Raw genomic sequence first — 23425 nt, 5'->3', positions numbered from 1 at the left:
AAACACCATGGGATTCAACTGCGGCATCGTCGGCCTGCCCAACGTCGGCAAGTCCACCCTGTTCAACGCCCTGACCAAATCCGGTATCGCGGCGGAGAACTTTCCCTTCTGCACCATCGAACCGAACACAGGCATCGTGCCCATGCCGGACCCGCGCCTGCAGGCCCTGGCCGACATCGTCAACCCGAAGCGCATCCTGCCGACCACCATGGAGTTCGTCGACATCGCCGGGCTGGTAGCCGGTGCATCCAAAGGTGAAGGCCTGGGCAACAAGTTCCTCGCCAATATCCGCGAGACCGACGCCATTGCTCACGTGGTGCGCTGCTTCGAAGACGAGAACGTGATTCACGTCTCCAACAGCGTCGACCCGAAGCGCGACATCGAGATCATCGACCTGGAACTGATTTTTGCTGACCTCGACAGCTGCGAGAAGCAACTGCAGAAAGTCACGCGCAATGCCAAGGGCGGCGACAAGGACGCAGTGGTCCAGAAAGGCCTGCTGGAGCAACTCATCGCTCACTTCACGCTGGGCAAACCCGCGCGCAGCCTGATGAAGAGCATGAGCGCCGATGAGAAAGCCGTCATCAAGGGCTTCCATCTGCTGACCACCAAACCGGTCATGTACATCGCCAACGTCGCTGAAGACGGTTTCGAGAACAACCCTCACCTTGACGTGGTTCGCGCGATCGCCGAAGAAGAAGGCGCCATGCTGGTGCCGGTCTGCAACAAGATCGAAGCGGAAATCGCCGAACTCGACGACGGCGAAGAAAAGGACATGTTCCTGGAGGCTCTGGGCCTTGAAGAACCTGGTCTGAACCGCGTGATCCGTGCCGGATACGAAATGCTGCACCTGCAGACCTACTTCACTGCCGGCGTCGAAGAAGTGCGTGCATGGACAGTCCGTGTCGGCGCCACCGCGCCACAGGCCGCCGGCGTGATCCACACCGACTTCGAAAAAGGCTTCATCCGCGCCGAGTGCGTCGCCTACAACGACTTCATCCAGTACAAGGGTGAAGCCGGTGCCAAGGAAGCGGGCAAATGGCGTCTGGAAGGTAAGGATTACATCGTCAAGGACGGCGACGTTCTGCACTTCCGCTTCAACGTCTAACGCCCTCGTGGACCTCCACGAACCTCGTTGAACGTCAAAGCCCGCGTATCACTCAGTGATCCGCGGGCTTTGTGGTTTTAGTGCAACTCAGACAATCGGCTGCGCTACGCGAAACAGCAGCACCACGCCTTCGCGCTTCAGCGTGACCTCGCGAAAGTGCGTCCGCAAATGCACTTCGAAGCCGGCCTGAGTGTCCCCGCTATTTCCGAAAATGCCTTTCTTGTTGTAGACCGCCATCAGCTTGCGACCGAAGCCGTCGTGCCCCGCCTCGTCCCCTAGAATCGTTGCGCCAAACAAAACGCCGTCCGGGTTCAGGTTGTGCTTGAGCTGAGCGAAGATCGCCGCCTTGGCATCCGTCGGGCCTGGCAGGCAGTGCAGCAGGTAAAACAGCGATATCGAGTCGAAGCGTTCGTTGCCCGGGATCGGCGTCATTACGTCATGCTGAAGGGTGTGCGTGTCTGGCCGGCCGATCCTGCTTTTAGCGGCGGCGAGGCTGCTTGGATTGAGGTCCATGAGGGTGATGCGGGTGTTCGGCGGCAGCTTGGCTTTCGCCAGGTAATAACCCGTGCCGACGCCGATATCCAGATGGTGGGCACGCACATTGGCGCGGAAGAACGGCAAAAGCACCTCATCGGTTGGGCAGCGCCAGGCATACCGATTGGAAATGCCCAACACCCAGGCGTCGTACAACGCTAACGTCAGGGGCGAATAAACCGCCGCACCTGCGGCACTGCTGTCGGTCATGGAGAAATCCCCTACGGCGATGGGTATCAGAAGACGATGAGAAGGCGACGAATCTTATACGTCGCCAGCCGTTCTTCTTTCAACCCACGGCGCAGGGTGCGGCATGATTGCGCGCATGCAATCGCAGGCCGATCACCCTCACGCTTCGCCTGCGCGGCTTACCCCAACCGGAATCTCGCGGTGTTGTCGCTCAAGGCCCGGCTGCCTTTGGTCAGGGTGTCTGCGGCGTGATTTACCGCACGCGCACCGTCAAGCAAGCGGCCAGCGGCCTGATCCACCTGCTGAATATTGCCGCTAACCTCGTCCGCCGTCGCGGCCTGCTCTTCGACTGCGGTGGCGATCTGCGCCAGCGTGTCAGTAACGATCTGCACCGCGCTGGCGATCTCTTCCAGCCGCTCGCCCAAGCCGGTCACCGACTGCGCGTCACTCACCGCCTGACCACACGCCGCCTCCATCAGGCTAACGGCCTGGCTGACGGTCGACCGCAGGCTGTCCACGGTCCCGGCAATTTGCGCGGTGGAAGCCTGTGTCCGCTGGGACAAACTGCGCACCTCGTCAGCGACCACGGCGAAGCCACGGCCTTGCTCGCCCGCACGCGCCGCTTCAATGGCAGCATTGAGCGCCAGCAGGTTGGTCTGTTCGGCGATGCCGCGAATGGTGTCCACCACGGACTGGATCTGCTGCCCCTGCTCACTGACCTTGCTCAACGCATTAGCAGTGTCGGTCAACTTCTGGTTCAGTTGCTGGATACTCGCCGTGGTGCGCTGACTGTCGCGGCTGCTGTCTTCGGCGATGCGTCGGGTGGCCTGGGCGCTGCCGGATGCGGCTTCGCAACTGCGGGCAACCCCCATGGACGTCGCGGCCAGCTCGGTGGCCGCAGCGGCGATCTGGCTGATCTGCTGTTGTTGATCTTCAACTTCGTTGAGCGTGCTGCCTGACTGCGCATTGAGGGTCAGCACCGCAGAGCCCAGTTGCTGGGTTTCGTGGTTGACACCCAAGAGACTGGTGCGCAGTTGCACCACCGCGACGTTGAGGGCGGTGCTGATGGCTGCGAGTTCGTCACGCCCCTGAACGGCGACCTCGACGCACAGATTGCCGTCACGCAGCGACTCGGCCAGGGTCGTTATGCCCTTGGCGCTGCGCTGGATCGATGCCTGGAGGCACATGAAGAGATACAGCGCCGCGAGCGCTAGAATGCTGAAAATCGCAGCGATCGGCACGAACTGCAGAGTGGACTGCTCATGGTAATAATCGAGCCGGCTGGTCAATGATGAGAGCGATTGCTTGCGTAAGGCCGCCAATCCATCGCTGACACTGTCGACGCTGCGCTCGAACGCAGCAGGGTCGAGCTTGATGCTGCCGCCGAACACGCCGTCGTCGAGCACTTTCAATTCGTTATCAAGGCGCTGAAGACTGTCTTCATACTGACGCGTCCAGACCTCCATGCCCGGGTACGCTTTCGATTTCAGCGAGCTCACGGCTTTGACCAGTTGATCACGGGCGTCACCGATGCGACTGCGCAGGTCGCGCATCTGAAGACGGCTCTGCAACGAGAACTGCCCTGATGCGATCGACGACTGGCCGATACTCGCCATCCGCCCTACTCGCTCGACCAGTTCCGGCGCCTGCTGTGTGGCGATTTGCATCAGCAAGTAGGTTTCAAGCCAGGGATCAAGGATCAAGCCGCTGTCCATGGCGATCTGTTCACGCAGACTCTGCAGCGCCGTAAGGGCAGAGGTAAAACGATCGTAGCCGTCCGGCCACCAGCCGACGCTGCGCAGAGATTCCGAATCCATGCCTTTGACCGAGGCCTGCAGCGCTTGATACCGCGTCATGATGTCCGCGCTGGCGTTCTGTGCCTTGAGTTCATCGCCCAGGGACGCCAGGGTGCGGGTCAGGTCAGGGTTGGCGGCATCCAGCGCGTTCATGGCTGCCTTCGCGGCCGGCGTCGGATCACGAAGAATGTCGGCAGCCTTCCAGCGCGCGGCGCGGTTGCGCTGTGCTGTCAGTTGCACATCCAGCGCATCGAGTGCCATGAGCTGGCGCACACCGGCTTGCTCCTGAGAAATCACCTCCAGCTTGCTGCGGTAATCCTGGCCGATCATCCACAGGCTGCCCGCGAGCGGCAAGATGAACAGAAAGAAGAGCACCTGAAACTTGCGCGCGAACCCGAGACGTCCGAGCAGGCGGATGCCTGGCGACAAAAGACTCTGCATAGCCAACCACTCCTCACCGACAGACGCTGCGCGACGAATAATCATCGCTGCGCTGCCTTACATTTTTACCGGCAAAATGCCATGTCTGTGTTTTAAAAACGATAACCGCCCATCTTTTGAACGAGGGCCGCACTCAGACTTATCGAAATCCCCAGCCACCTAGTTCTATAACGGCAGCGTTGCGGCAGGCATAAGCAAGAACCGGACCGATAGCACGAGGCCATCAAACCGGGCACGAGATCGAGGACAGTGCACGCTGAGTGCGCGAAAGTGGGGCGAAAGCACTCAGCCCAAGGAGTGAAACTGTCACCAGCGTGCAGGGATGAGAAAATGGTAGAAGAGCCGGGAGGCTAACCGATTGATCGTGTGGATAAATTTTTTCAAAGAGACGCTTGACACATATGTGATCTGAGCGAATAATGCGCGCCACTTGGCTACATAGCTCAGTTGGTTAGAGCATAGCATTCATAATGCTGGGGTCCGGGGTTCAAGTCCCTGTGTAGCCACCAAGTACCTCAACAAAGCCCGCCTTGTGCGGGCTTTGTTGTTTCTGGCGTTCTGTGCCTAAGGCGGGATCCCAAATCGCCGATAGCCCTGTACTGCATCTCGCAGTGCACGGAGGCAATATGAAAAAGATCGCTATCGCTGGACTGGTCGCTCTGCTTTCAATCGTTTCACTTTCCGCGTCGGCGTGTCCGAAAGGGACGCATCCAACAGGCGGGACGGGCTCACACCATAAAGGTGGCACCTGCGTGTAAGACTAGCCCGGCAATTGCCGGGCTTTTTGATTCCGTAGTCTGCGCGCATCCAACGCCAATCGCCCTGCGGTCCGGGCAAAGACGGCAATCCGTGACAACGGCGCCCTCGTCCAATAGATTACGCCCCTCGAAACGCCCCGAGCTTTTCGCGCCTCAACCCCAGTTAACGAAGCAGTGGATGTTCAATGTCTGATTCCCATACCGATCCGGCGGCAAACGCCGTGTCGTCGAAGCAAGCCTACGAAGAAGCCATCAACCTTTCACAACATGTGCCACAGGCCAAAACCATCAGCGAGATGGTGCTGGACGCATTCCAGAGCGCCAAGGAAAGCGACCAGATTCGCGATCTGCGCTTGGCCATACGCGCCGCCCATGACCGATTCGATGATGACCAGGCCTACGAGCTGATGGGTCAGCTTAAGCAGCTCAAGGACGCCGAAGCCGCCGACATGGCCGCGCTCGAAGACCTGAGCGCGAAGTTTCCGATCAGCCGGATTCTCTCCAGCTATAAAGACGACCCGAGTTTTCAGGAGCTCGTCTACAGCCTGGCGTTGAAGGTGCTCAATCAGACGCATCAAGCGGTCAGCAACCCGAGCGGCGGCAAGAGCAAAGCGGCGCGGCCGAAGAAGGAAGCCGAGGTTTTCGTCATCTGCAAGGACGGCGCCAGCGTCACCCTGCCCCTGCGCACGCCGCGCTCGAAAGCCAACGCGGACCGCGAAGCCTTTGAATTCCTCGGCTTCTCGTTCATCGGTGAAGGCGATGACGCCGAGCTGCAGAGCGAAGTGTTCGTGGACAAGGACGGCAACCAGCAGCCGGCCACGCGCAAGAACATTGTCAGCGCGATCCAGCAGCAAACTGCGTTTGAGGGATTCAGCGCCGTTCAGCAATAAGCTGCAGCCATAGGCGCGTCCATAAGCTCAACAGCAAGCTCAACACCCGCACCGGTGGCGATCGCAGCGCCATGATGTAACCTCAATGGCTGGCCACAGCGGTACCCACTGGCGGTCGCCGCCCTCGAGAGGTGTTGAGCAATGCAGATTCTTGGTGAAACGATCATCGGACAACGCGCTGTACAAGGTCAGGGCGGAGAAGTTTTCGCCCTCGCCGCCGCCACCGGTGAACCCCTGACGCCGTCGTTTGGTGCCAGCACGCTGGAGGATGTAAACGCTGCGTGTGAACTGGCCGAAGCGTCATTCGACCGTTATCGGCAACTGAGTGACGACCAGCGCGCCAGCTTCCTTGAAGCCATCGCCCAAGGCCTTGTGGATCTGGGCGATGTGCTGACCGAGCGCGTTCATGTCGAAAGCGGCCTGCCCAAGCCACGCCTGGAAGGCGAGCGGATGCGCACGGTCAATCAGCTGAAACTGTTTGCCAGTCTGCTGCGTGACGGACGCTGGCACGGTGCCGTGGTCGACACTGCGATGCCGGAGCGCCAACCACTGCCGCGCGCCGACCTGCGTCTGCGGCGCATCGGTCTTGGTCCGGTGGCGGTGTTCGGTGCGAGCAACTTCCCCCTTGCCTTCTCGGTTGCCGGCGGCGATACCGCTTCTGCGTTGGCGGCCGGTTGCCCGGTCATCGTCAAGGCGCACCCGGCCCACTTGGGCACCAGCGAACTGGTGGGACGCGTGATCCAGAAAGCGGCGCGCGACACCGGCATGCCGGAAGGCGTGTTCTCACTGCTGATCGACAAGGACATTGCTGTCGGCCAGGCGCTGGTCAGTCATCCCTTGATTCAAGCAGTGGGCTTCACTGGCTCGCGTCGTGGTGGTTTGGCGCTAGTGGCGGCCGCCCAGGCCCGTCCGGTGCCGATCCCGGTGTATGCCGAGATGAGCAGCATCAACCCGGTGTTCCTGCTGCCGGCTGCCTTGCTGGCCCGCGCCGAAACCATCGCCAAGGGGTTTGTCGAGTCGCTGGTCATGGGCGCCGGGCAGTTCTGTACCAACCCGGGCATCCTGCTGGCACTGGAAAGCGACGCGCTGGAAACATTCGTGTCGGCCTCGGCCAAGGCGCTGTCTGACAAGCTGCCGACCACCATGCTGACGCCGAACATCCACGGCGCTTACTGCAACGGCCTGAATAACCTGCACAGCGCATCCGGCGTGACGCTGGTGGCTGAAGGTCAGGAGGCCGACGGTTCATTCCAGGCCCGCCCGGCCTTGTTCCGCACCGACTCAGCCACGTTCCTCGCCAACCCCGCGCTGGAGGACGAGAACTTCGGCCCAAGCGCGCTGCTGATCGTCTGCTCCGACGTCGCCGATCTGCAGAAAGTGGCTGCCAGCTTCGATGGGCAACTGACCGTGACGTTGCAGTTCGACGACGGCGACGAAGCGACTGCTCAGTCGCTGCTGCCGATCCTGGAACGCAAGGCGGGACGGATTCTGTTCAATGACTTTCCGACCGGCGTCGAAGTGAGCTATTCAATGGTCCATGGCGGCCCGTTCCCGGCAACCTCCGACAGCCGCAGCACTTCGGTGGGCGCAACGGCCATTGATCGTTTCCTGCGTCCCGTGTGTTACCAGAACGTGCCGGACTCGCTGCTGCCACCTGCGTTGAAATCCAGTAATCCGCTGAAGGCCTGGCGCCTGGTCAACGGCGAGCTGTCAAAGGACTGAGCGGCATCAACGCCGGCCACTGAAGCTGCTTCACCGCGCGCCTTCCAATCCGGGGCGCGCGCTTCCAAGCCGGGCGTGGGTCAGTCAGCGGATCGCTGCAGCACCTTGCCGTCCACCCCATCACCGATTACCAGAAAATGCCCGCCCGCCACATGGTGAAGGGTGCGCAGCGCGTCATGCCCCTCGAAATGCCAGTGCCCTTCGGAGAACACGCGTTCATCCGCCCACGCCGCAACCACTTCGCCGATGAACAGGTCGTGGGCGCTCTGATTATGTGGCTCGGGAATCAATCTGCACTCCAGCCAGCCTGCGCAACCTTCCAGCAGCGGCGCTTCAACGTGGGAGCCCGCGAAGGTCTCCAGTCCATACGCTTTGAATTTATCCAGGCCTTGCTCATGGGAGATGTCCAGCCCTGAGGTCGAGCCAACCGTTTCAACAATATCGATCTGGCTGAGGGTCGGCACGTTGATTACAAACGTCCCGGAGCCCTCGAGCAACTGCCGCGTCCAGACGGACTTATCCAGCACAACCGTGACTTTCGGCGGCTGGAAATCCAGCGGCATCGCCCACGCTGCCGCCATGATGTTGCGTTGCCCGTCGTGGGCAGCGCTGATCAAGACCGTCGGACCGTGGTTGAGCAAGCGGTAGCATTTGGCGAGGGGTACCGGACGCCGGTGAGAAACAGTCATGGCAATCATCCTGGCAAAGAGAAAAGTCATCGAAAACTACAGGGTTTCTCGTGCTGGGGAAACGCCACCCTCCCCAGCGCGATGGAAACTGTCGCCTCCCTGAACTTCACCCTAATCACACTTTGCAGATCACGCTAAAGGTGATGTAATACTATAACAAATTATTTCAGGCAGTCCTTGTTGTGAAACGCGATCCCCGGCTTCCTCCCTCCCTTGCAACGTCCGCACTGGCTCAATCGGCCAGCAAGCGCGTGATGATTTCCCTCGCCGTGCTGGTCGTGCTGTGGATCGGCGTTACCTGGGCGGTAGCGATTCCATGAGCGCTGCCATCGACCTCCACGACCTGACACTGACCTACGAACGCCGGCCAGCGGTGCATCACGCCAACGGCCGATTCGCGGCGGGCAGCCTGACGGCGATCGTCGGCCCCAACGGCGCCGGTAAGTCCACGCTGATCAAAGCCATCGCCGGCACGCTCAAACCCGCGGTCGGGCGCGTCGAGCGCAACCAGTTGGCAACGCGGCACATCGGTTATCTGCCCCAAGCCGCCGAGATCGACCGCAGCTTTCCGCTCAGCGTGGCCGACACCGTGATGATGGGCGCCTGGCGCAGCATCGGCGCGTTCCGCGGCGCCACGCGCCAGCACGCTCAACAGGCCAAGGAGGCGCTGGGTGCCGTGGGTTTGGCGGGATTCGAGCAACGCAGCATCAGCTCGCTGTCGTCGGGGCAGTTTCAGCGCGTGCTGTTCGCCCGGCTGTTATTACAGAACGCTTCGGTGATTCTGCTCGACGAGCCCTTCACCGCCATCGATGCACGCACCACGCGGGACTTGCTGGAATTGATCCGCACTTGGCACGGCCAAGGGCGCACCGTCATCGCCGTCCTGCATGACATCGAGCAGGTGCGTCAGCACTTCCCGAGCACGCTGCTGCTGGCCCGGGAAATCATTGCCTGGGGCGACACCGCCGACATCCTCAACGACGAAAACCTGCGCCGCGCCAAGAACATGGCCGAGCACTGGAACCCTGACGCGCAGCCGTGCGACGCCGATGCGGAGCAAACCCTGTGACGCTCTATAGCCTGTTGATCCAGCCCTTTGTCGATTTTGGTTTCATGCGCCGCGCTTTGGTGGCGTGCCTGGCGCTGGGCATCGGCTCCGGCCCGGTCGGCGTGCTGCTGATGCTTCGCCGCATGAGCCTGGTGGGCGACGCCATGAGTCACGCGGTCTTGCCGGGTGCCGCCGTGGGTTTTCTGTTTGCGGGGTTGTCACTCCCGGCGATGGGCTTTGGCGGCCTGATCGCAGGCCTCGCCGTTGCGTTGCTATCGGGGTTGGTGAGCCGTTACACAACATTGCGTGAAGACGCCAGCTTCGCCAGCTTTTACCTGACGTCGCTGGCTGCCGGCGTGCTGATCGTTTCCCTGCACGGCTCCAACGTTGACCTGCTTCATGTGCTGTTCGGCACCATCCTGGCGATCGACGATCAGGCGATTTTCATGGTCGGCGGCATCGCCTCGTTCACCTTGATTCTGCTGGCGCTGATCTATCGCCCGTTGATCCTCGAATGCTTCGACCCGGGTTTCCTGCGCGCAGTGGGCGGTCGAGGTTCGCTGTATCACGTGCTGTTTCTGCTGCTGGTGGTGCTCAATCTGGTGGCGGGGTTTCAGGCGTTGGGCACGCTGATGGCCGTCGGCATGATGATGCTGCCCGCCACGGTCGCACGATTCTGGGCTCGCTCGCTCACCGGCATGATCGTGGTTTCGACCGCAGTGGCGACGCTTTCGGGCTTCATCGGGCTGATCGTTTCCTACCACGCCAGCGTTGCGTCGGGCCCGGCCATCGTGCTCACCGCCAGCGCCTTTTACGGGTTCTCACTGTTCTTTGGACGCAGCGGTTTTGTACGCCGACTGTTCCCGAGGGTTCATCTGTCCGGCTGATCGTCCTCTTACCGCAAGGAAACCACCATGAAACGTTTTACGCTTCTGACCGCCGCGCTGGCGTTGTCGGGCCTGGCCAACTTCGCCCAGGCAAAAACCCTGGAGACTGTCGCTTCGTTCACCGTTATCGCCGATATGGTGCACAACGTCGGTGGCGATCACGTGCACGTGACCTCGCTCATCGGGCCCAATGGCGACCCTCATGTCTACGAGCCCACGCCCAATGACGCCCAGGCACTGAAAAAAGCCGACGTCGTGTTCGTCAGCGGGTTGCATCTGGAGGGTTGGCTGGATCGGCTGATCACCGCCTCCGGCTACAAAGGCCAACCCGTCGTGCTGTCTGACGGGATCATGACCCGCAGCATGGAAGAAGACGGCAAGAAGATCACCGACCCCCATGCCTGGAACAGCGCGGTAAACGGCGTCGTTTACGTGAGAAACATCATCAAGGCCCTGCAGAAAGCCGATCCTGAAAATGCCGCCGATTACCAAGCCAACGGTGAGAAATACATCGCCCAACTCCAGGACATGGACGCCTACGCCCGCGCGCAGATCAGCACTATCCCGGTCGCACAGCGCAAGGTGCTCACGTCCCACGACGCCTTCGGCTATTTCGGCGATGCCTACGGCGTGACCTTCCTCTCACCGCTGGGCTTTTCCACTGAAACCGAGGCCTCGGCGGCTGACGTCGGCAAGCTGATTAATCAGATCAAGCAGGAGCACGTCAGCGCCTACTTCTTCGAGAACTCTGGCGACCCGCGCCTGGTGCAACAGATCGCCAAAGCCAGCGGCGCACACCCGGGCGGCGAGCTGTATGTGGAATCGCTGTCACCGGCCGACGGCCCGGCGGCCACCTATGTGACGATGTTTCGCTACAACGTGGACAAGCTGGCGGCGGCCATGAAAGGTCAGTGATGCAACGTCGCAACGGCTGACTGATCTCTGCTGCGCGACGTGCGTGGCAGGGATCAGCAACCCGGCTCAGCGAACCGGCAGCGCTGATGCGGGTCAATCTGTATGCTGGCGCCCCGTTCGCCGACATCGACAGGATGATCCATGACCGCCCTCTCCTTCGCGCCTTTTCAGCCCCTCGCCGACCTCCTGATTCCCCACACCGTGGCAGAGAGGCTCGACGGCTCCCACGACGTATCCCATCTGCACCGGGTCTGGAGCAACGTCTGCGCCATTCGTGACACGGAGGGAGGCGATCACCAGATCCTGCTCGCCGCCACCCTGCTCCACGACTGCGTCTCCGTGGAAAAGAACTCGCCCTTTCGCTCAAGCGCCTCACGCCTGGCCGCGGCGAAGGCGACCGAACTGCTCGCAGAAATGGGCTGGGACGAAGAGCGGACCCAGGCCGTCGCCCACGCCATCGAGTGCCACAGCTATTCGGCCAACATCACGCCCACCTCGCTGGAAGCGAAGATCCTGCAAGACGCCGACCGTCTCGACGCCCTTGGCATGGTCGGTGTGGCGCGGCTGTTCTACGTGTCCGGGCGCATGGGCAGCCACCTCTACGACCCGGTCGATCCGCAGGCGCAACAGCGCGATCTGGACGACAAACGCTTCGCCGTCGATCACTTCACAACCAAGATCTTCACCTTGGCGCAGGGCTTTCAAACGGCCGCGGGGCGCAACATGGCGCAGGTCAGGCATGCACGGGCCGAGCGGTTCTTGCGGGAGTTTATGGAAGAGATTGGTGCGTAGGGTGCGTGGAAGGTCATAGCGATATTTCGGACGGCTCATGGGTTTTTAGCCAGTCGACCAGTGCAGCATTCATACGCGTTTGCCAGCCGGGTCCTGATGCCCGGAACTGCTCCACCACGTCGTGCTCCAGGCGAATGGTAATTCGCTCCCGCACAATCACAGAACGTGGTCGGCCACGCTTGACCAATTGGTCACCCACATATTCATCAGCATGATCGAAGTATGCATCTGACAATTCGGGTGCATCGCCGGGATCAACCCAGTCGGTGCCGGTAGAGGGTTTGTTCACGCTCATTGGCCTTTCTCATGGAAATGATACGGCGAGCCGCGCCGCGCGGTGTCCAGACCAGGACAACCATACGTTCTGACAACACTCCAACCGTGATATATCGGGTTTCCCCGTAGTCCTGCCGGCAATCTTCGAGGGTCAAATGCCTGCCGGCGAATACCAAGCCGGCATCCCCAAAGTCGAGGCCACGCTTCAGAAAGGTGATGTCGCGTTTTGCAATGTCGAAGATTATCTGCATTGAATTATTGTATGTACAGCAAATAACGGAGCAAGGCCGCCGAGGCTTGCAAAGACGTATCCCACAATCAGCGCTGACAATGCCCACTCGTATCCCTGCTGACGTCACGCTGGCCTCCAGCATCTGACCGTACCGCAACAATTCAGAAACATCTCCAACAATGTCACAAAGACATCACGGAACACCTCTATAACCATCTCTCCGGTGTTTTCGTCGATGGGATGGGTGGCAGTGAAAAGGTTATTGCGTCGTGTGGTCCGTCCTTCTTCCAGGCCTGCTTTCCTGCGTCGTTTCAGGATTACCCAGCGGTTGGTGCTGTGCTTCGGGGTGACCGCGCTGTTGCTGGTGGCGCTTGGTGTGTTCTGCCTTTTGCAGATGCAGAGCATCCGCGATCAGGGTGAAACGGTTGAGAGTGGATCGCTGCCCAGTATTGCCATGGCCGACGCGATCGCCATCGACCTGATCAAGCTGCGTGGCGAGAGCGCCAGGCTGATCGCCAATGCCGACGACCCCGGCGCGGTAGTGACCAGCAAAATCAACGTCGAGCAGCTGAAGAACGAAGTCGAAAAAGGCTTCGCCGATTATCTTGCCCACGCCACCGACAGCACCGAGCGAGACTCCATCAAGGCCCTTCAAGACGCCTATGGCGCTTTCATGCCGGGGCTGCACGACGAAATCGCTTTGATCGAGCAACGCAAACTCGACGACGCGCGCATGCTGCTCAACACCACGCTGAGCCTGCAGGGCGACCTGATGGACATGCAGGTGCAATTGCTGCGCGAGCTGAACAAGCAAAGTGCGGCGGGCACCGTCGAAGCGGCCGGCGCGCGGTTCCAGCAGACCCGAATCATCGCCGTCAGCGCCATCGTGGTGGCGCTGGTGCTCACCTTGTTACTCGCATGGCGGCTCAGCCTGAGCATCATCCGCCCCCTGCGTCAGTCGCTGCACATTGCCAGCACCATTGCCCAAGGCGATCTGAGCCCGCAGCCGATTCCGGAAGGCAAGGATGAAACGGCTCAATTGCTGAAAACCCTGGGCCTGATGCGCGCCAATCTGCACGGCACGATCGATCAGATTTATGCCGCAGCTCGCCAGCTAAGCCAGTCCGTCCAAGAGATGGGGGCGATTGCCGATGCCAGTGCCAAAAACCTGCAACTGCAGAGCGATGAGATCGAGCAGGCGGCAGTTGCCGTGAACCAGATGAGTCAGGCTGCCGGGGAAGTCGCCGACAATGCCAGCAGCACGTCGAGCGAATCGAAGGCGTCCAACGAAGCGGCCGCCGAAGGGCGTATGCGCCTGACCGGCACCATCGATTCGATCAAGGAGCTGACCGACAACGTTCTTGATTCCTCTCACCAGGCCGACGGTCTCGCCGAGCGCACGCTGAGCATCAGCAAGATTCTCGAGGTCATCCGGGCGATCGCCAACCAGACCAACCTGCTTGCACTGAATGCCGCCATCGAAGCCGCACGGGCGGGTGAAGCGGGCCGCGGGTTCGCGGTGGTGGCTGATGAAGTCCGCTCACTCGCCCAACGCACCAGCGCGTCGACCACCGAGATCGAGACCCTGATCAACGATGTGCAGAAAAGCACTCAGGAAACCGCGCAAACGTTACGCGTCACCGCGGCCCAGGCCAATCTAACCCTGGAGCAAGCCGCTGCCACTGGTCACGCACTGACCGTCATCATCAGCGCAACCTCGACCATCAGCGACCGGAACATGCTGATCGCCAGCGCCGCCGAACAACAGGCGCAAGTGGCTAACGAAGTTGATCGCAACCTGAGCAGCATTCGTGACCTGTCGACGCAATCGGCGTCGGGCGCTCAGCAAACCACGGTGGCGAGCAATGCGCTGTCGATGCTGGCAACCGACCTGAACACGATGGTTCAGCGGTTTGTGTTGTGAGCCACTCGCCAGAGTAATGCGGGCCCTGGACGGCTGGCAGAACAGTGGGCCAGTTCTGGCACGCCGCGTTACAGGCGTGCCTTCGAATATAAATCCGCCGCAACCGCCGCTGCCCATTCCCAGCCCTGTCCAAGTGTTTCATGATCGAAACACCACCCACGCAGAGGGGTGTCTACGCCAACAAGGACATGAGCATGAAAAAAACAGCCGTATTGAGCATCGCCCTGACCGCATTGACGCTGAGCATCACCGCCCAGGCTGAAGTCAGCGTAAAACTGGGGAGCAAGGAACGCGTCACACACCTGTTTGCCTACCCGAATAACTGCAATGTCATCTGCTTCCGAAACTGGACGCTCGAACAGACCGTCGAGCACTACCTCACACAAAGTGTGCAGCGTGACGGGTACGGCGCGGCCAAGGTTGCGGTACACAACGACAACGACGTGATCTACGCCGACATCAGCGGGGTGCCGGAAGGCTACGACAAACCACTTTCAGCGCTGCTCGACGCCGGCGACCTGGCCTACGCCGGCGCAAGCAAACTCAACGCCGATAACAAATTTGCCTACAACTGGTATCTGTTTCTGCCGCTGGGCATGGCGCTGGAAAATCGCAAGAGCGTCGAGCTGCTGCATTTCCCTCCGGACTACTCGCTGACTCAGGCCCAGGACTATCTGTTCTCGGCCACGACCGACCGCTGGTCCGAGCTGCTGACGGATAACGGGATTCCCAAAGAGCAGACGCCGGCCTATCAGACCATCATCGACATCGCGCCCATTGCTGCGCCCTCCAACGCCGGTAAGGACCTCGAAAACGTTTACAGCTACTTTACCGATTACCAGACGAACATGGTCAAGCAGCTGACGCAAAGCGCGGCGGGCTCATCGCTGCCAATGGTCGCGTTCGGTGCGCCGGTACGCGCCTGGCTCAAGCAGCAGTACAACGTGACGGTTCCGGTGTTAGGTCTGGCGAGCATCAGCCCGGCTGGCGGGCAAAGCGTCGCGGTGCTGGGTTCGAATCACCCGAGCTATATCTGGAATGCAGCGGACAAAAGCAATTACGGCGGGGACGAAGCCAAGGCGGATGAAGCCGGTTTGAAGGTCATGGGCCAAGACCTGAGCGCGGCGTGCTGGCAAGCGGGCATGGGCCAAAAACCAACGACCGACCCGGCGGCGCTGTTGAACCAGTGCACGACCCACTGGCAGGTGACCAACAAGGTTGAAACCTGCAAGTTGTTCTTCACCACGGTCCGCAAGTTGACGCCGGATCAGGCGGCAGCGAAGTGCCGGACAGGCGAGGTGTCGCGGCAGATCAAGCAGCTGCAGAAGCCGCTGCCCCAGATGAAGAGCGCTCAGCTTTAACGCATCGATCCTAGGAGTGAGCTTGCTCGCGTTGTCTTCAACTCACATAGATGAGCCTGACTAACGCTATCGCGAGCAAGCTCACTCCTACCATTGGATGGACGCTTGCCCTACCCGATCACTCTCCCTGCGGACGCAGACGATACTGCGGCGGCAATTGCTCCGGGCCGCTGATGGTCGCGTTCAGACTCTTCCAGCGCCCATCCTTGATGCCGTAGATGCAGCCGTGGACCGACAACTTCTGCCCGCGATGCCAGGCGTTTTGCACAATGCTGGTGTGGCCGACGTTGGCGACCTGCTGAATCACGTTCAGCTCGCACAGCCGGTCGACTTGTTCTTCTTCCGTCGGCAGTTTTGCCAGCAGCTCACGGTTTTCGTAGTACAGATCGCGAATGGTGCGCAGCCAGCCATCGATCAGGCCGAACTGGCGATCCTGCATCGAGGCGCGCACGCCGCCGCAACCGTAGTGACCGGTGACGAGGATGTGTTTGACCTTGAGCACATCGACGGCGTACTGAATCACGGACAGGCAATTGAGGTCGGTGTGCAGCACGACGTTGGCCACGTTGCGGTGCACGAACAGATCGCCCGGCAACATGCCGACGATTTCATTGGCGGGTACACGGGCGTCCGAACAACCGATCCATAGGAATTCTGGCGTCTGCTGGCGTGCCAGCTTGGCAAAGAACTCGGGGTCTTCTTCCTTGATGGCGGCAGCCCAACGTTCGTTGTTGTCGATCAAGTCTTGTAGTTCGTTCATGCGTTGATGCCTCGGAAATGATGCTCAGCTATGACTGGGGCTCGGCGCTTCGAGTCACGCGCAGTGATCGACCGATGTGCGGCACCGATCAGGAACTGAATGGAATCTTCGCCATGTCGTCCGGTCCACCCATTAGGCCCGACATTATTGAGGATTTGCCATGAACGATTCACGCCGTCCATTCGATGCCACTCAACCTGAGCCCATCGATGACAACGAAGACCGCATGGGATCGATGGAGGAGCTCAACTTCAACGACAACAATGAGCCGAGCGGGCGCATTGGCGACGTTATTCCTGAAGATGAGCTTGAGACCTTGATCCCTGATGAACGCGTACGTGAAGCCGGGCTGACCGGTGCCTCCACCGATGATCACAACCCGACCGACGACGACATGAGCCCGGAAACACTGATCCGGGAGGACGGCGCACGATCGTCTCGTGAAGCTGGCGAAGGTGGCCCGGCTGATCTGGACCTGAGCATCGTCGATGAAGATGACATTGGCGGTGGCGATGGCCTGGACGAGGAAGAAATGGCCATTCTTGATCCGCTGGACGGCAAGCCTGGCGTCTGATCAGCGTCTTCAGTCTCGTGGGAGCGAACCCGGTTCGCCCCATGAAGGCCACCTACTCTTCGAACAGCGTGCAGGCCATGACGATTGCGTCTTCACGTCCGCCCACTGCAGGGTAATAGTCCCGACGTCGGCCTATTTCGTTGAACCCATAACGTTCGTATAGACGGTAGGCCGATCGGTTACTGTCACGCAGCTCAAGAAAGCATTCCCGACCATTCATCTCATAGGCGCGCTTCATCAGTTGCTCAAGCAGCACCAGCCCCAGGCCGCGCCCCTGACTCTCCGGCTTGACGGTGATATTGAGCAAGTGCGCTTCATCGATGATCACGTTGATCACCCCGTGCCCCACTTGTTGACTGCCTTCGAACATCAGCCAGACTTCGTATGACTTCAGCGCATCAAGGTAAATGCCCCGCGTCCAGGGATGGCTGAATGCGGCGTATTCGATCTTCAGGACGGCATCGAGGTCAGCTTCGGTCATTCGGCGAAACGTTACTGCATCATTCATCTACGGTCTTCCAACGGCCCATCAACTGACGCATGGAGCGCCACACTTCGGCCTTGCGCTGCGGCTCGTCCATCAATAGTTCCAGACCTGGCAGCGCCCAGGCCAAGCCCAGGCCGTCAACCTGGAGTTCGAGATTGAAGGATTCCGCATCCGTTTCAGCCGCAAAGCGCAGCGCCGGAAGTCCGATCAGCCACAGGCAGGTGCAGGGTTGTTCTTCGACCCGGGCGTACAGAAAACCCTGGACGAAATCGCGCGCCGCTTCCGGACCTTGATCCATTTGCCCGCGCACCAACAGCGGCCAGCGCACAGGCTCGCCGATGATCTGCGGGCTGTCCGGCAAACCGGCGGCGCGCAGCATGTCTTTGAGCAACAGATAGGAAGGGTCGCGGCTCTGAAACGGCTCGCCGGTCACCAACTCCACCAGCAACAGGCAACTCCCGGCGCGCAGCAGTTGCAGGGCAAACCGTGGCGGCGGCGCTACAGGCGCTTTGACCACGACCGGTGCGGCCTCTTCTTCGTGCACAGGCTTTGGCTTGGGCGCACTGGATGGGCGGGGTATATCGATCTTCGGCCGCTCGACGGTACGCACAACGGGTGTCGGCGCGACGGAGGGCGAATCGCGATCCGGCGCGCGAGGCGCATCCGCCTGAACCACCGGCGCAGGCGCCTCCTCAATCTGCGGTACGGGCGCAAGCAGCTCGGGACGCGACGGCGCGGCGAAAGGCAATTCAGTGCGCGGCAGCCAGCTGACCACCTGCATGGCGGTCAGATAAGCGCGACGGCGAGGCTCGTTGAGCAAAGGTCAGCTACCTGTGGATAAAGTCAGGCGGGAGATTCTACAGGCCTTCATCGCTTCCCGCCGCTGTTGATCGACTGAGGGTGAAAAACGATCCCGGCGATGCAGTACAATCGCCGCTTTTATTTGCCAGTCAGCGACCATCCGATGATCGAACCTAAGCGCGTCCTGCGCGCCCTTGCCGAGCACTGGGCGCTTCTCGAGCCACTCTGCGAGCATTTCGACCAAGGCACTCTGAGCCTGAGCGAACTGCGCTTGCAGCTGGCGGCCCAGCAACTGGAGAGCACGCCCCAGGACATCACCACTCTGCTGGACGTCTGGATTCGGCTCGACATTCTGGTCCCGGTGGCGAAAAGCCCGAACCGTTTTGAGCTGAACGCGCAGATCCACGACTTCCTGTCGTACCTGCGTCGCGAGCATCGGCTGGGCTTGTGCCTGGAAATCGAAGCGTACCTGCGCCACCTCGAACGGCTGGCCGGCTACATACAGGAAGCCTTCGACGCCCGCGACGCCAGTGACCTGGCCCGGCAACTGCGCCTGCTCGACATGCGCGTGCGCGATGTACTGAAGAAGCTCGCCAACGATGAGCAGGCGCTGGTGGCCGTGGCCGAACGTGCCAAGACCAGCGACCGGCAGATCCCACTGCGTCAGCGTTACGCGGAAGTGCTGGCGACCTGGGATGAATACGTCGAGCCGATGATCCAGTTGGTGAACGCCGATGGCGCCTTCGAACAGGGCGTGCGCAAGGTCGAGAACGTGCTGCTGCGCATGCTCACCGACCAGCAGCGGCTCGGTCATCTGGTGGACGACGACATGCTGCTGCGCACCCACGCGCGCATTCTCGAAATGCAGACCAGCGCGCAACTGACTTTGCGCCATGCACGTGAGCTTCTGTTGCCGCTGCGTGAGGAGGCCCGTCGCCACAATGCCGTGACCCGCGGCGCGGCACTCGCGCTGTCGGCGATTCGTCGACGAGGCCTGGACGCTGTGCCGCAAGCAGCGATGCCAATGTTCACCCGCCCGCAAAGCACCTTCCTCGGCAGTGCCAATCAGGTTGAAGCGTACGTGTATGCGCTGGCGCGCTTCGAGCCCAAGCCCGCGCGGTTCCCCAAGGCCAACATCACCCGAAACGGCGAGTCGCCGCGCGCGCCGCGTACGGTCAAAGAGATGGTGGAGCGCTGCGAAGACGCCCTGCCAATGCCGGATCTGATGGTCTGGCTTTTGGAACAGGAGCCCACCGGTGCAACTGACGAATTGCTGTACTGGTTTTCGCGCCTGTCGCGGGACAAACGCTTCAAGCGCGAGCGCCTGGAGCGCCGCGAATACCTGACCCGGGAGCACCGCGTCAGCCTGCGCTCCTTCGCCCTGCTCTCGAGCAAAGACGCCACCCCAGAGAATTCCGAGGGCACCGCCCATGCATCTTGATCTATCCGAAATGACCCAGCTGGCGCCGATCTTCCGCGAGCTGTTCAAGGGCTACCACGTCAGCCGCCGCGACCCCGAACTGTACGCGCAGCTGTCCAATCTGCAGGACCAGTACCGTGGCCTGTTCAAGGCCTTGGGCTTCGAACTGGTCTGCGACACCCGTGGTTTCTACTACTTCGTGCCTGATCTGGCGGCCGCCCAGGTCAACAAAACGGCCCAACGTCTGGCGCTGTTCACGTTCATCCTCGTCGAGCACCTGGCCGATCAGGGCCGCGACCCGGTCGCTGTGCTCGATGGCGGCAGCCTGGGCCGTGACGAGCTGCCCTCGCTGCTGGAAAAGTACCGCGATCTGTTCCTGCAAGCTGAAGTACAGACCCAGGAAGAGCTGGAAGAAAAAATCATGCGCCGCATGACCCAGCTGGGATTCGCCGCAGAAGAAGTCGGTATCTATCGCTTCCTGCCGCCCATGCATCGCTTCCTCGACGTCTGCCTGTCCGTACAGCAAGACCGTGATCTGGCGGCCAGCTTGCATAGCGCACTGCCGTTGCCAGCCCCGGTGTTGATCGACGATGACAGCGATGAGCGACTGCTGGAAACCGACGATCCGCTGGACCTCACCGAATTCGATGAACCCGCAGAAACCGAAGAGCAAGCGCTAGCCCGGGCGATCGCTGAAGAACAGGAGCATGACGCATGAGCCAGGAACGCTACGGCATACGCCGTTTCGCGCTGCTGAACACGGCCGGTTACAGCCTCGGGTTGTTCCCACTGGAGCATCCGCTGTCGGTCTACGGCGCGAACAACTTGGGCAAGAGTGCGTCGATCAACGCTTTGCAGTTCCCGATTCTCGCGCGCATGTCGGACATGAGCTTCGGCAAATACAGCCTTGATCAATCGCGCCGCTTCTATTTCGCCTCTGATACCAGCTACATCCTCGTCGAGGTCTCCCTGCCCCACGGCCCCCATGTGATTGGCGTGGTCGGTCGCGGCCCGGGCGGCGGTTTCGGTCACCAGTTCTTCGCCTATGCCGGCAAACTGGACTTGGCTCACTACCAGAAGAACGACACCTGCCTGCGCCAGAAGGAGCTGTTTGCCAATCTGGAAAGCCAGGGCCTGAAAGCCTATGAGCTGAAGCCCGATGAACTGCGCCGTTTGCTGGTCGGTGGCCACACGTCGATTCCGCTGGACCTGACGCTGATTCCCCTGCGCTCGACCAGTGAACAGAGCCTGAAGACCTTCCGCGCACTGTTCATCAACTTGCTGCACATGCGCGAGATCACTGCTGCCAAACTCAAGCAGCTGTTCCTCGACGCCTTCGAGCACAGCCTGCGTTCCGGCAGCGTCGATTACATAGCAGCGTGCGAAGAAGCGTTCCGTGACGTACGACGCATGGAGCAAGACTACAACGCCCTGGTGCTCGCCGGGCCGCTGGTCGAAGCGTTGGCCAATGGCGTCAGACAGCGCGACATCCTGCGGGGCAAGCTGCATCGCCTGTCGCCATTGCTCGACTCGTTGCTGGGCACATGGCAGGACTACTCCAATGCGCGCAAAGAAGAGCTGGTCATCCAGAGCGAGCACTACCGTAACGAACAGGATTCGCTGCAGAACGATCAGCGCGGCGGCACGCAAGAGCTGATGCGGCTGGAGCGCGAAATCAGCAACATCCAGCGCTGGATCGGCGAACTGGCGGTCCTGAAGAACCGCTTCGCGCTGGTCGACGACGTCAGGAGTCTGGAACAGCAGCTACTGGCTGCAAAAGATGCTCATGATGAACTGGCCGGTGCCCTTGCGCAGTCGCGCCAATTCAGCGCCGAGGATCTGGATGAGCGTCTTCGTGATCTGGAAAAACGTCTGAAGTCAGTGAAGCAACAGCTCGATCATGCGGACAACAACAGCTATGCCCGCCTGCGCGAAGAGTTCTCGCAACCTGATGTCGAGCGCCTCATGCGCCTGTTCAACAGCGCGCTGTTCAGCTTGCCACTGGGCGAGCAAGGCATCGCGCTGGATGATGGCGACGCGTGGGTCAAATCCCTCGAAGCGATTCTCGATGGTTTCAAGGGCGAGCGCTTCGAAGTACCCGGCCTGACGGTCAATCTGTCGAACATCGAGCCCCCTGCCCTCCAGGCGCTGGCCGATCGCGCCGCGCTGCGCGATCAGAAGGAGCGCCTGGAGAAGGAGCTCAAGCAACTCAAGACTCAACAAGCCGTCGCGGCCGACCGCGCGGCCAGCAAAACCCAGACCGAGGCGTTGTACCAGCAAGTGCTGGATGCGCAGAAAGCGCTCGAAGACTTCCGCCGCGCTCAGACCTTGAGCGCAGAAGAGGGCGAGAAGCTTGAGCAGTTGGCTCAGATGGAAGCGGCGCAAGACGAACTCAAACGCGCCAGTGATGCTTTCACCGAGCGTGTTCAACAGCTGTCAGCCAAGCTGCAGCTGATCGGTCGTCAGATCGGCGATCTCGAATCCAAGCAACGCACGCTGGATGACGCGCTGCGTCGTCGACAGCTGCTCCCCGCCGATCTGCCCTTCGGTACGCCGTTCATGGAGCCGGTGGATGACTCGCTGGAGAACTTGCTGCCGCTGCTCAATGACTACCAAGACAGCTGGCAGGGCCTCTTGCGCTGCGATGGTCAGATCGAAGCACTGTACGCGCAGGTTCGTTTGAAAGGCGTTGCGAAGTTCGACAGCGAAGACGACATGGAGCGACGTCTGCAATTGCTGATCAACGCTTATGCTCACCGCACTGATGAGGCCCTTACCTTGGGGAAGGCGCGGCGTGCTGCTGTGACCGACATCGCGCGGACGCTACGCAACATCCGCAGCGACTACGACAGCCTCGAGCACCAATTGGCGTTATTCAATCGAGAGATCAATCGCCGGCAGGTTTCCAACCTGGAGAGCTTCCGCATTGTTCTCGCGCCGAACAAGGAAGCACTCAAGCACATCGACCAGATCATTCACAGCGCCGGTCAGTACGAAGAGGGCGAAACACTGTCGGTGTTCGATCTGAGCCAGAGCGCCGAGCAGGACAACAAGAACGAGGAGGCCAAGGAGTATCTGGCACGCCTGGTTGCGGCTAACCACAACCAGCTCGGTCTGAAAGACTTGTTTGAACTTGCATTCGAGATCACCAAGGTCAACAGCCAGCCGGTTATCCACACCGACATTGATGGCGCCGCGTCCAACGGCACGACCATGACCATCAAGGCACTGACCAACATGTACCTCTTGCTGCACCTCATGGATCGCGAGCAGGCCGGGCGAATTCGTCTGCCCTACTACCTCGACGAAGCCGCTGACATCGATGAAAGAAACCAGGCAGCACTGCTGGAAACAAGCTTGCAGCTGGGCTTTGTCCCCATTCTGGCGAGCGTTAAGCCCCAAGTCTCGGCCCATGTGGCGATTGACCTTGAAGGCGGCAGTGGGCCTGCCGGGATCTACATCGACGAGGCGGACTGGAAATACATTCAGCGTCGTGACGAGGTTGCTCCGGTGAAAGTAACCCCAGCCACTGAAACGCTCAGCGAGTAACTAAGTCGCCAGGTAGTAGAAAGCCCTGCAGTGATGCGGGGCTTTTTTATGGGCGTGAGTTGGCCGACTGTTGGCTGTTGGCTGTTGGCTGTTGGTACAGCCTGAAACTTTTTCGCACGCAAAAACAAAACCCCATCTGCTTTCGCAAATGGGGTTTTGGAATTTAATCTTGACGATGACCTACTCTCACATGGAGAAACCCCACACTACCATCGGCGATGCATCGTTTCACTGCTGAGTTCGGGATGGGATCAGGTGGTTCCAACGCTCTA

Annotated in this window: 22 protein-coding genes, 1 tRNA gene, 1 rRNA gene and 1 pseudogene; 16 read left to right on the top strand and 9 right to left on the bottom strand. The window is 60.5% G+C overall.

The annotated features are described in order from the left end of the window. Positions 1-7: 7 nt before the first annotated feature. Positions 8-1108 carry a redox-regulated ATPase YchF gene (gene ychF / locus BBI10_RS22180; protein WP_065991776.1) on the top strand — a complete coding sequence of 367 codons (1101 nt, stop codon included), beginning with the start codon at positions 8-10 and terminating at the stop codon, positions 1106-1108. A gap of 87 nt (positions 1109-1195) precedes the next feature. Here the strand turns inward: ychF and BBI10_RS22175 are convergent, their stop codons facing one another. Further along, a complete protein-coding gene (locus BBI10_RS22175; RefSeq protein ID WP_065991775.1) occupies positions 1196-1852 on the bottom strand; it encodes a class I SAM-dependent methyltransferase in 657 nt (218 codons plus the stop codon). A 158-nt stretch (positions 1853-2010) separates the two neighbouring features. Continuing rightward, positions 2011-4068 (bottom strand): methyl-accepting chemotaxis protein, encoded by a 2058-nt coding sequence (locus BBI10_RS22170; protein ID WP_065991774.1) that lies wholly within the window; start codon positions 4066-4068, stop codon positions 2011-2013. A 432-nt stretch (positions 4069-4500) separates the two neighbouring features. Here BBI10_RS22170 and BBI10_RS22165 point away from each other — a divergent pair. From BBI10_RS22165 to BBI10_RS22155, 3 genes are all read left to right on the top strand, one after another. Next, positions 4501-4577: transfer RNA gene (locus tag BBI10_RS22165), tRNA-Met, on the top strand. A 434-nt stretch (positions 4578-5011) separates the two neighbouring features. Continuing rightward, on the top strand, positions 5012-5716 hold the full coding sequence (locus BBI10_RS22160; RefSeq protein ID WP_065991773.1) for a hypothetical protein: 705 nt from the start codon (positions 5012-5014) through the stop codon (positions 5714-5716). Positions 5717-5857: 141 nt separating this feature from the next. After that, positions 5858-7438 carry an aldehyde dehydrogenase (NADP(+)) gene (locus BBI10_RS22155; protein ID WP_065991772.1) on the top strand — a complete coding sequence of 527 codons (1581 nt, stop codon included), beginning with the start codon at positions 5858-5860 and terminating at the stop codon, positions 7436-7438. An 80-nt stretch (positions 7439-7518) separates the two neighbouring features. On the opposite strand, the gene BBI10_RS22150 is transcribed toward BBI10_RS22155, so the two are convergent. Continuing rightward, the gene (locus BBI10_RS22150; RefSeq protein WP_065991771.1) at positions 7519-8127 is read right to left on the bottom strand and encodes a flavin reductase family protein; all 609 of its coding nucleotides are present in this window, start codon (positions 8125-8127) and stop codon (positions 7519-7521) included. 182 nt (positions 8128-8309) lie between these two features. Between BBI10_RS22150 and BBI10_RS27640 the strand changes: the two genes are divergently transcribed. The 5 genes from BBI10_RS27640 (at position 8310) to BBI10_RS22130 (ending at position 11769) form a co-directional block, all read left to right on the top strand. Then, a complete protein-coding gene (locus BBI10_RS27640) occupies positions 8310-8447 on the top strand; it encodes a hypothetical protein (RefSeq protein WP_167355827.1) in 138 nt (45 codons plus the stop codon). Then, positions 8444-9196 (top strand): zinc ABC transporter ATP-binding protein AztA, encoded by a 753-nt coding sequence (gene aztA / locus BBI10_RS22145; RefSeq protein WP_065991770.1) that lies wholly within the window; start codon positions 8444-8446, stop codon positions 9194-9196. Before BBI10_RS27640 ends, aztA begins: the two co-directional genes overlap by 4 nt. Beyond that, entirely contained in the window at positions 9193-10062 is an 870-nt protein-coding gene (locus BBI10_RS22140; protein WP_065991769.1) for a metal ABC transporter permease, read from the top strand. Before aztA ends, BBI10_RS22140 begins: the two co-directional genes overlap by 4 nt. 27 nt (positions 10063-10089) lie before the next feature. Beyond that, positions 10090-10977: a metal ABC transporter substrate-binding protein gene (locus BBI10_RS22135; protein WP_065991768.1), complete on the top strand. Its 888-nt coding sequence runs from the start codon at positions 10090-10092 to the stop codon at positions 10975-10977. A 141-nt stretch (positions 10978-11118) separates the two neighbouring features. After that, positions 11119-11769, top strand: a complete 651-nt coding sequence (locus tag BBI10_RS22130; RefSeq protein WP_065991767.1) for an HD domain-containing protein — start codon at positions 11119-11121, stop codon at positions 11767-11769. A gap of 13 nt (positions 11770-11782) precedes the next feature. On the opposite strand, the gene BBI10_RS22125 is transcribed toward BBI10_RS22130, so the two are convergent. Both BBI10_RS22125 and BBI10_RS26860 read right to left on the bottom strand, forming a co-directional pair. Beyond that, the gene (locus tag BBI10_RS22125) at positions 11783-12064 is read right to left on the bottom strand and encodes a BrnA antitoxin family protein (RefSeq protein WP_065991766.1); all 282 of its coding nucleotides are present in this window, start codon (positions 12062-12064) and stop codon (positions 11783-11785) included. Then, on the bottom strand, positions 12024-12296 hold the full coding sequence (locus BBI10_RS26860; RefSeq protein WP_083233231.1) for a BrnT family toxin: 273 nt from the start codon (positions 12294-12296) through the stop codon (positions 12024-12026). Before BBI10_RS26860 ends, BBI10_RS22125 begins: the two co-directional genes overlap by 41 nt. Before the next feature lie 216 nt (positions 12297-12512). Between BBI10_RS26860 and BBI10_RS28765 the strand changes: the two are divergent. From BBI10_RS28765 to BBI10_RS22115, 3 genes and pseudogenes are all read left to right on the top strand, one after another. Beyond that, positions 12513-13343: pseudogene (locus tag BBI10_RS28765) on the top strand (MCP four helix bundle domain-containing protein); the annotation flags it as partial. After that, the gene (locus BBI10_RS28760) at positions 13338-14201 is read left to right on the top strand and encodes a methyl-accepting chemotaxis protein (RefSeq protein WP_432213771.1); all 864 of its coding nucleotides are present in this window, start codon (positions 13338-13340) and stop codon (positions 14199-14201) included. The pseudogene BBI10_RS28765 and the gene BBI10_RS28760, both read left to right, overlap by 6 nt. A gap of 194 nt (positions 14202-14395) precedes the next feature. Beyond that, positions 14396-15562 (top strand): hypothetical protein, encoded by a 1167-nt coding sequence (locus BBI10_RS22115; protein WP_065991765.1) that lies wholly within the window; start codon positions 14396-14398, stop codon positions 15560-15562. A 118-nt stretch (positions 15563-15680) separates the two neighbouring features. On the opposite strand, the gene can is transcribed toward BBI10_RS22115, so the two are convergent. Continuing rightward, positions 15681-16322 (bottom strand): carbonate dehydratase, encoded by a 642-nt coding sequence (gene can, locus BBI10_RS22110; protein WP_065991764.1) that lies wholly within the window; start codon positions 16320-16322, stop codon positions 15681-15683. A gap of 160 nt (positions 16323-16482) precedes the next feature. Here can and BBI10_RS22105 point away from each other — a divergent pair, with 160 nt between their 5' ends. Beyond that, on the top strand, positions 16483-16896 hold the full coding sequence (locus BBI10_RS22105) for a serine kinase/phosphatase (protein WP_065991763.1): 414 nt from the start codon (positions 16483-16485) through the stop codon (positions 16894-16896). 52 nt (positions 16897-16948) lie between these two features. On the opposite strand, the gene rimI is transcribed toward BBI10_RS22105, so the two are convergent. Together rimI and BBI10_RS22095 are read right to left on the bottom strand one after the other, a co-directional pair. Beyond that, complete coding sequence (gene rimI / locus BBI10_RS22100; protein WP_065991762.1) at positions 16949-17404, bottom strand: ribosomal protein S18-alanine N-acetyltransferase; 456 nt, start codon at positions 17402-17404, stop codon at positions 16949-16951. Beyond that, entirely contained in the window at positions 17397-18203 is an 807-nt protein-coding gene (locus tag BBI10_RS22095; RefSeq protein ID WP_065991761.1) for an energy transducer TonB, read from the bottom strand. Before BBI10_RS22095 ends, rimI begins: the two co-directional genes overlap by 8 nt. A 144-nt stretch (positions 18204-18347) precedes the next feature. Here BBI10_RS22095 and mksB point away from each other — a divergent pair, with 144 nt between their 5' ends. Genes mksB through mksF form a run of 3 tightly spaced genes read left to right on the top strand, consistent with a single transcriptional unit; the run spans position 18348 to position 23153 of the window. Continuing rightward, positions 18348-19625, top strand: a complete 1278-nt coding sequence (gene mksB / locus BBI10_RS22090) for an Mks condensin complex protein MksB (protein ID WP_065993138.1) — start codon at positions 18348-18350, stop codon at positions 19623-19625. Further along, positions 19615-20322: an Mks condensin complex protein MksE gene (gene mksE, locus BBI10_RS22085; RefSeq protein WP_065991760.1), complete on the top strand. Its 708-nt coding sequence runs from the start codon at positions 19615-19617 to the stop codon at positions 20320-20322. Before mksB ends, mksE begins: the two co-directional genes overlap by 11 nt. Continuing rightward, positions 20319-23153 (top strand): Mks condensin complex protein MksF, encoded by a 2835-nt coding sequence (gene mksF, locus BBI10_RS22080; protein WP_065991759.1) that lies wholly within the window; start codon positions 20319-20321, stop codon positions 23151-23153. The genes mksE and mksF overlap by 4 nt, the downstream gene beginning before the upstream one ends. Positions 23154-23320: 167 nt before the next feature. Here mksF and rrf read toward each other — a convergent pair. After that, positions 23321-23425, bottom strand: a 5S ribosomal RNA gene (gene rrf / locus BBI10_RS22075); the annotation flags it as partial.

Source organism: Pseudomonas graminis (genome assembly GCF_001705435.1).
Lineage (GTDB): Bacteria > Pseudomonadota > Gammaproteobacteria > Pseudomonadales > Pseudomonadaceae > Aquipseudomonas > Aquipseudomonas graminis_B.
The sequence above is the reverse complement of the archived record's forward strand: the minus strand, read 5'-3'. Positions and strand labels throughout refer to the sequence as shown.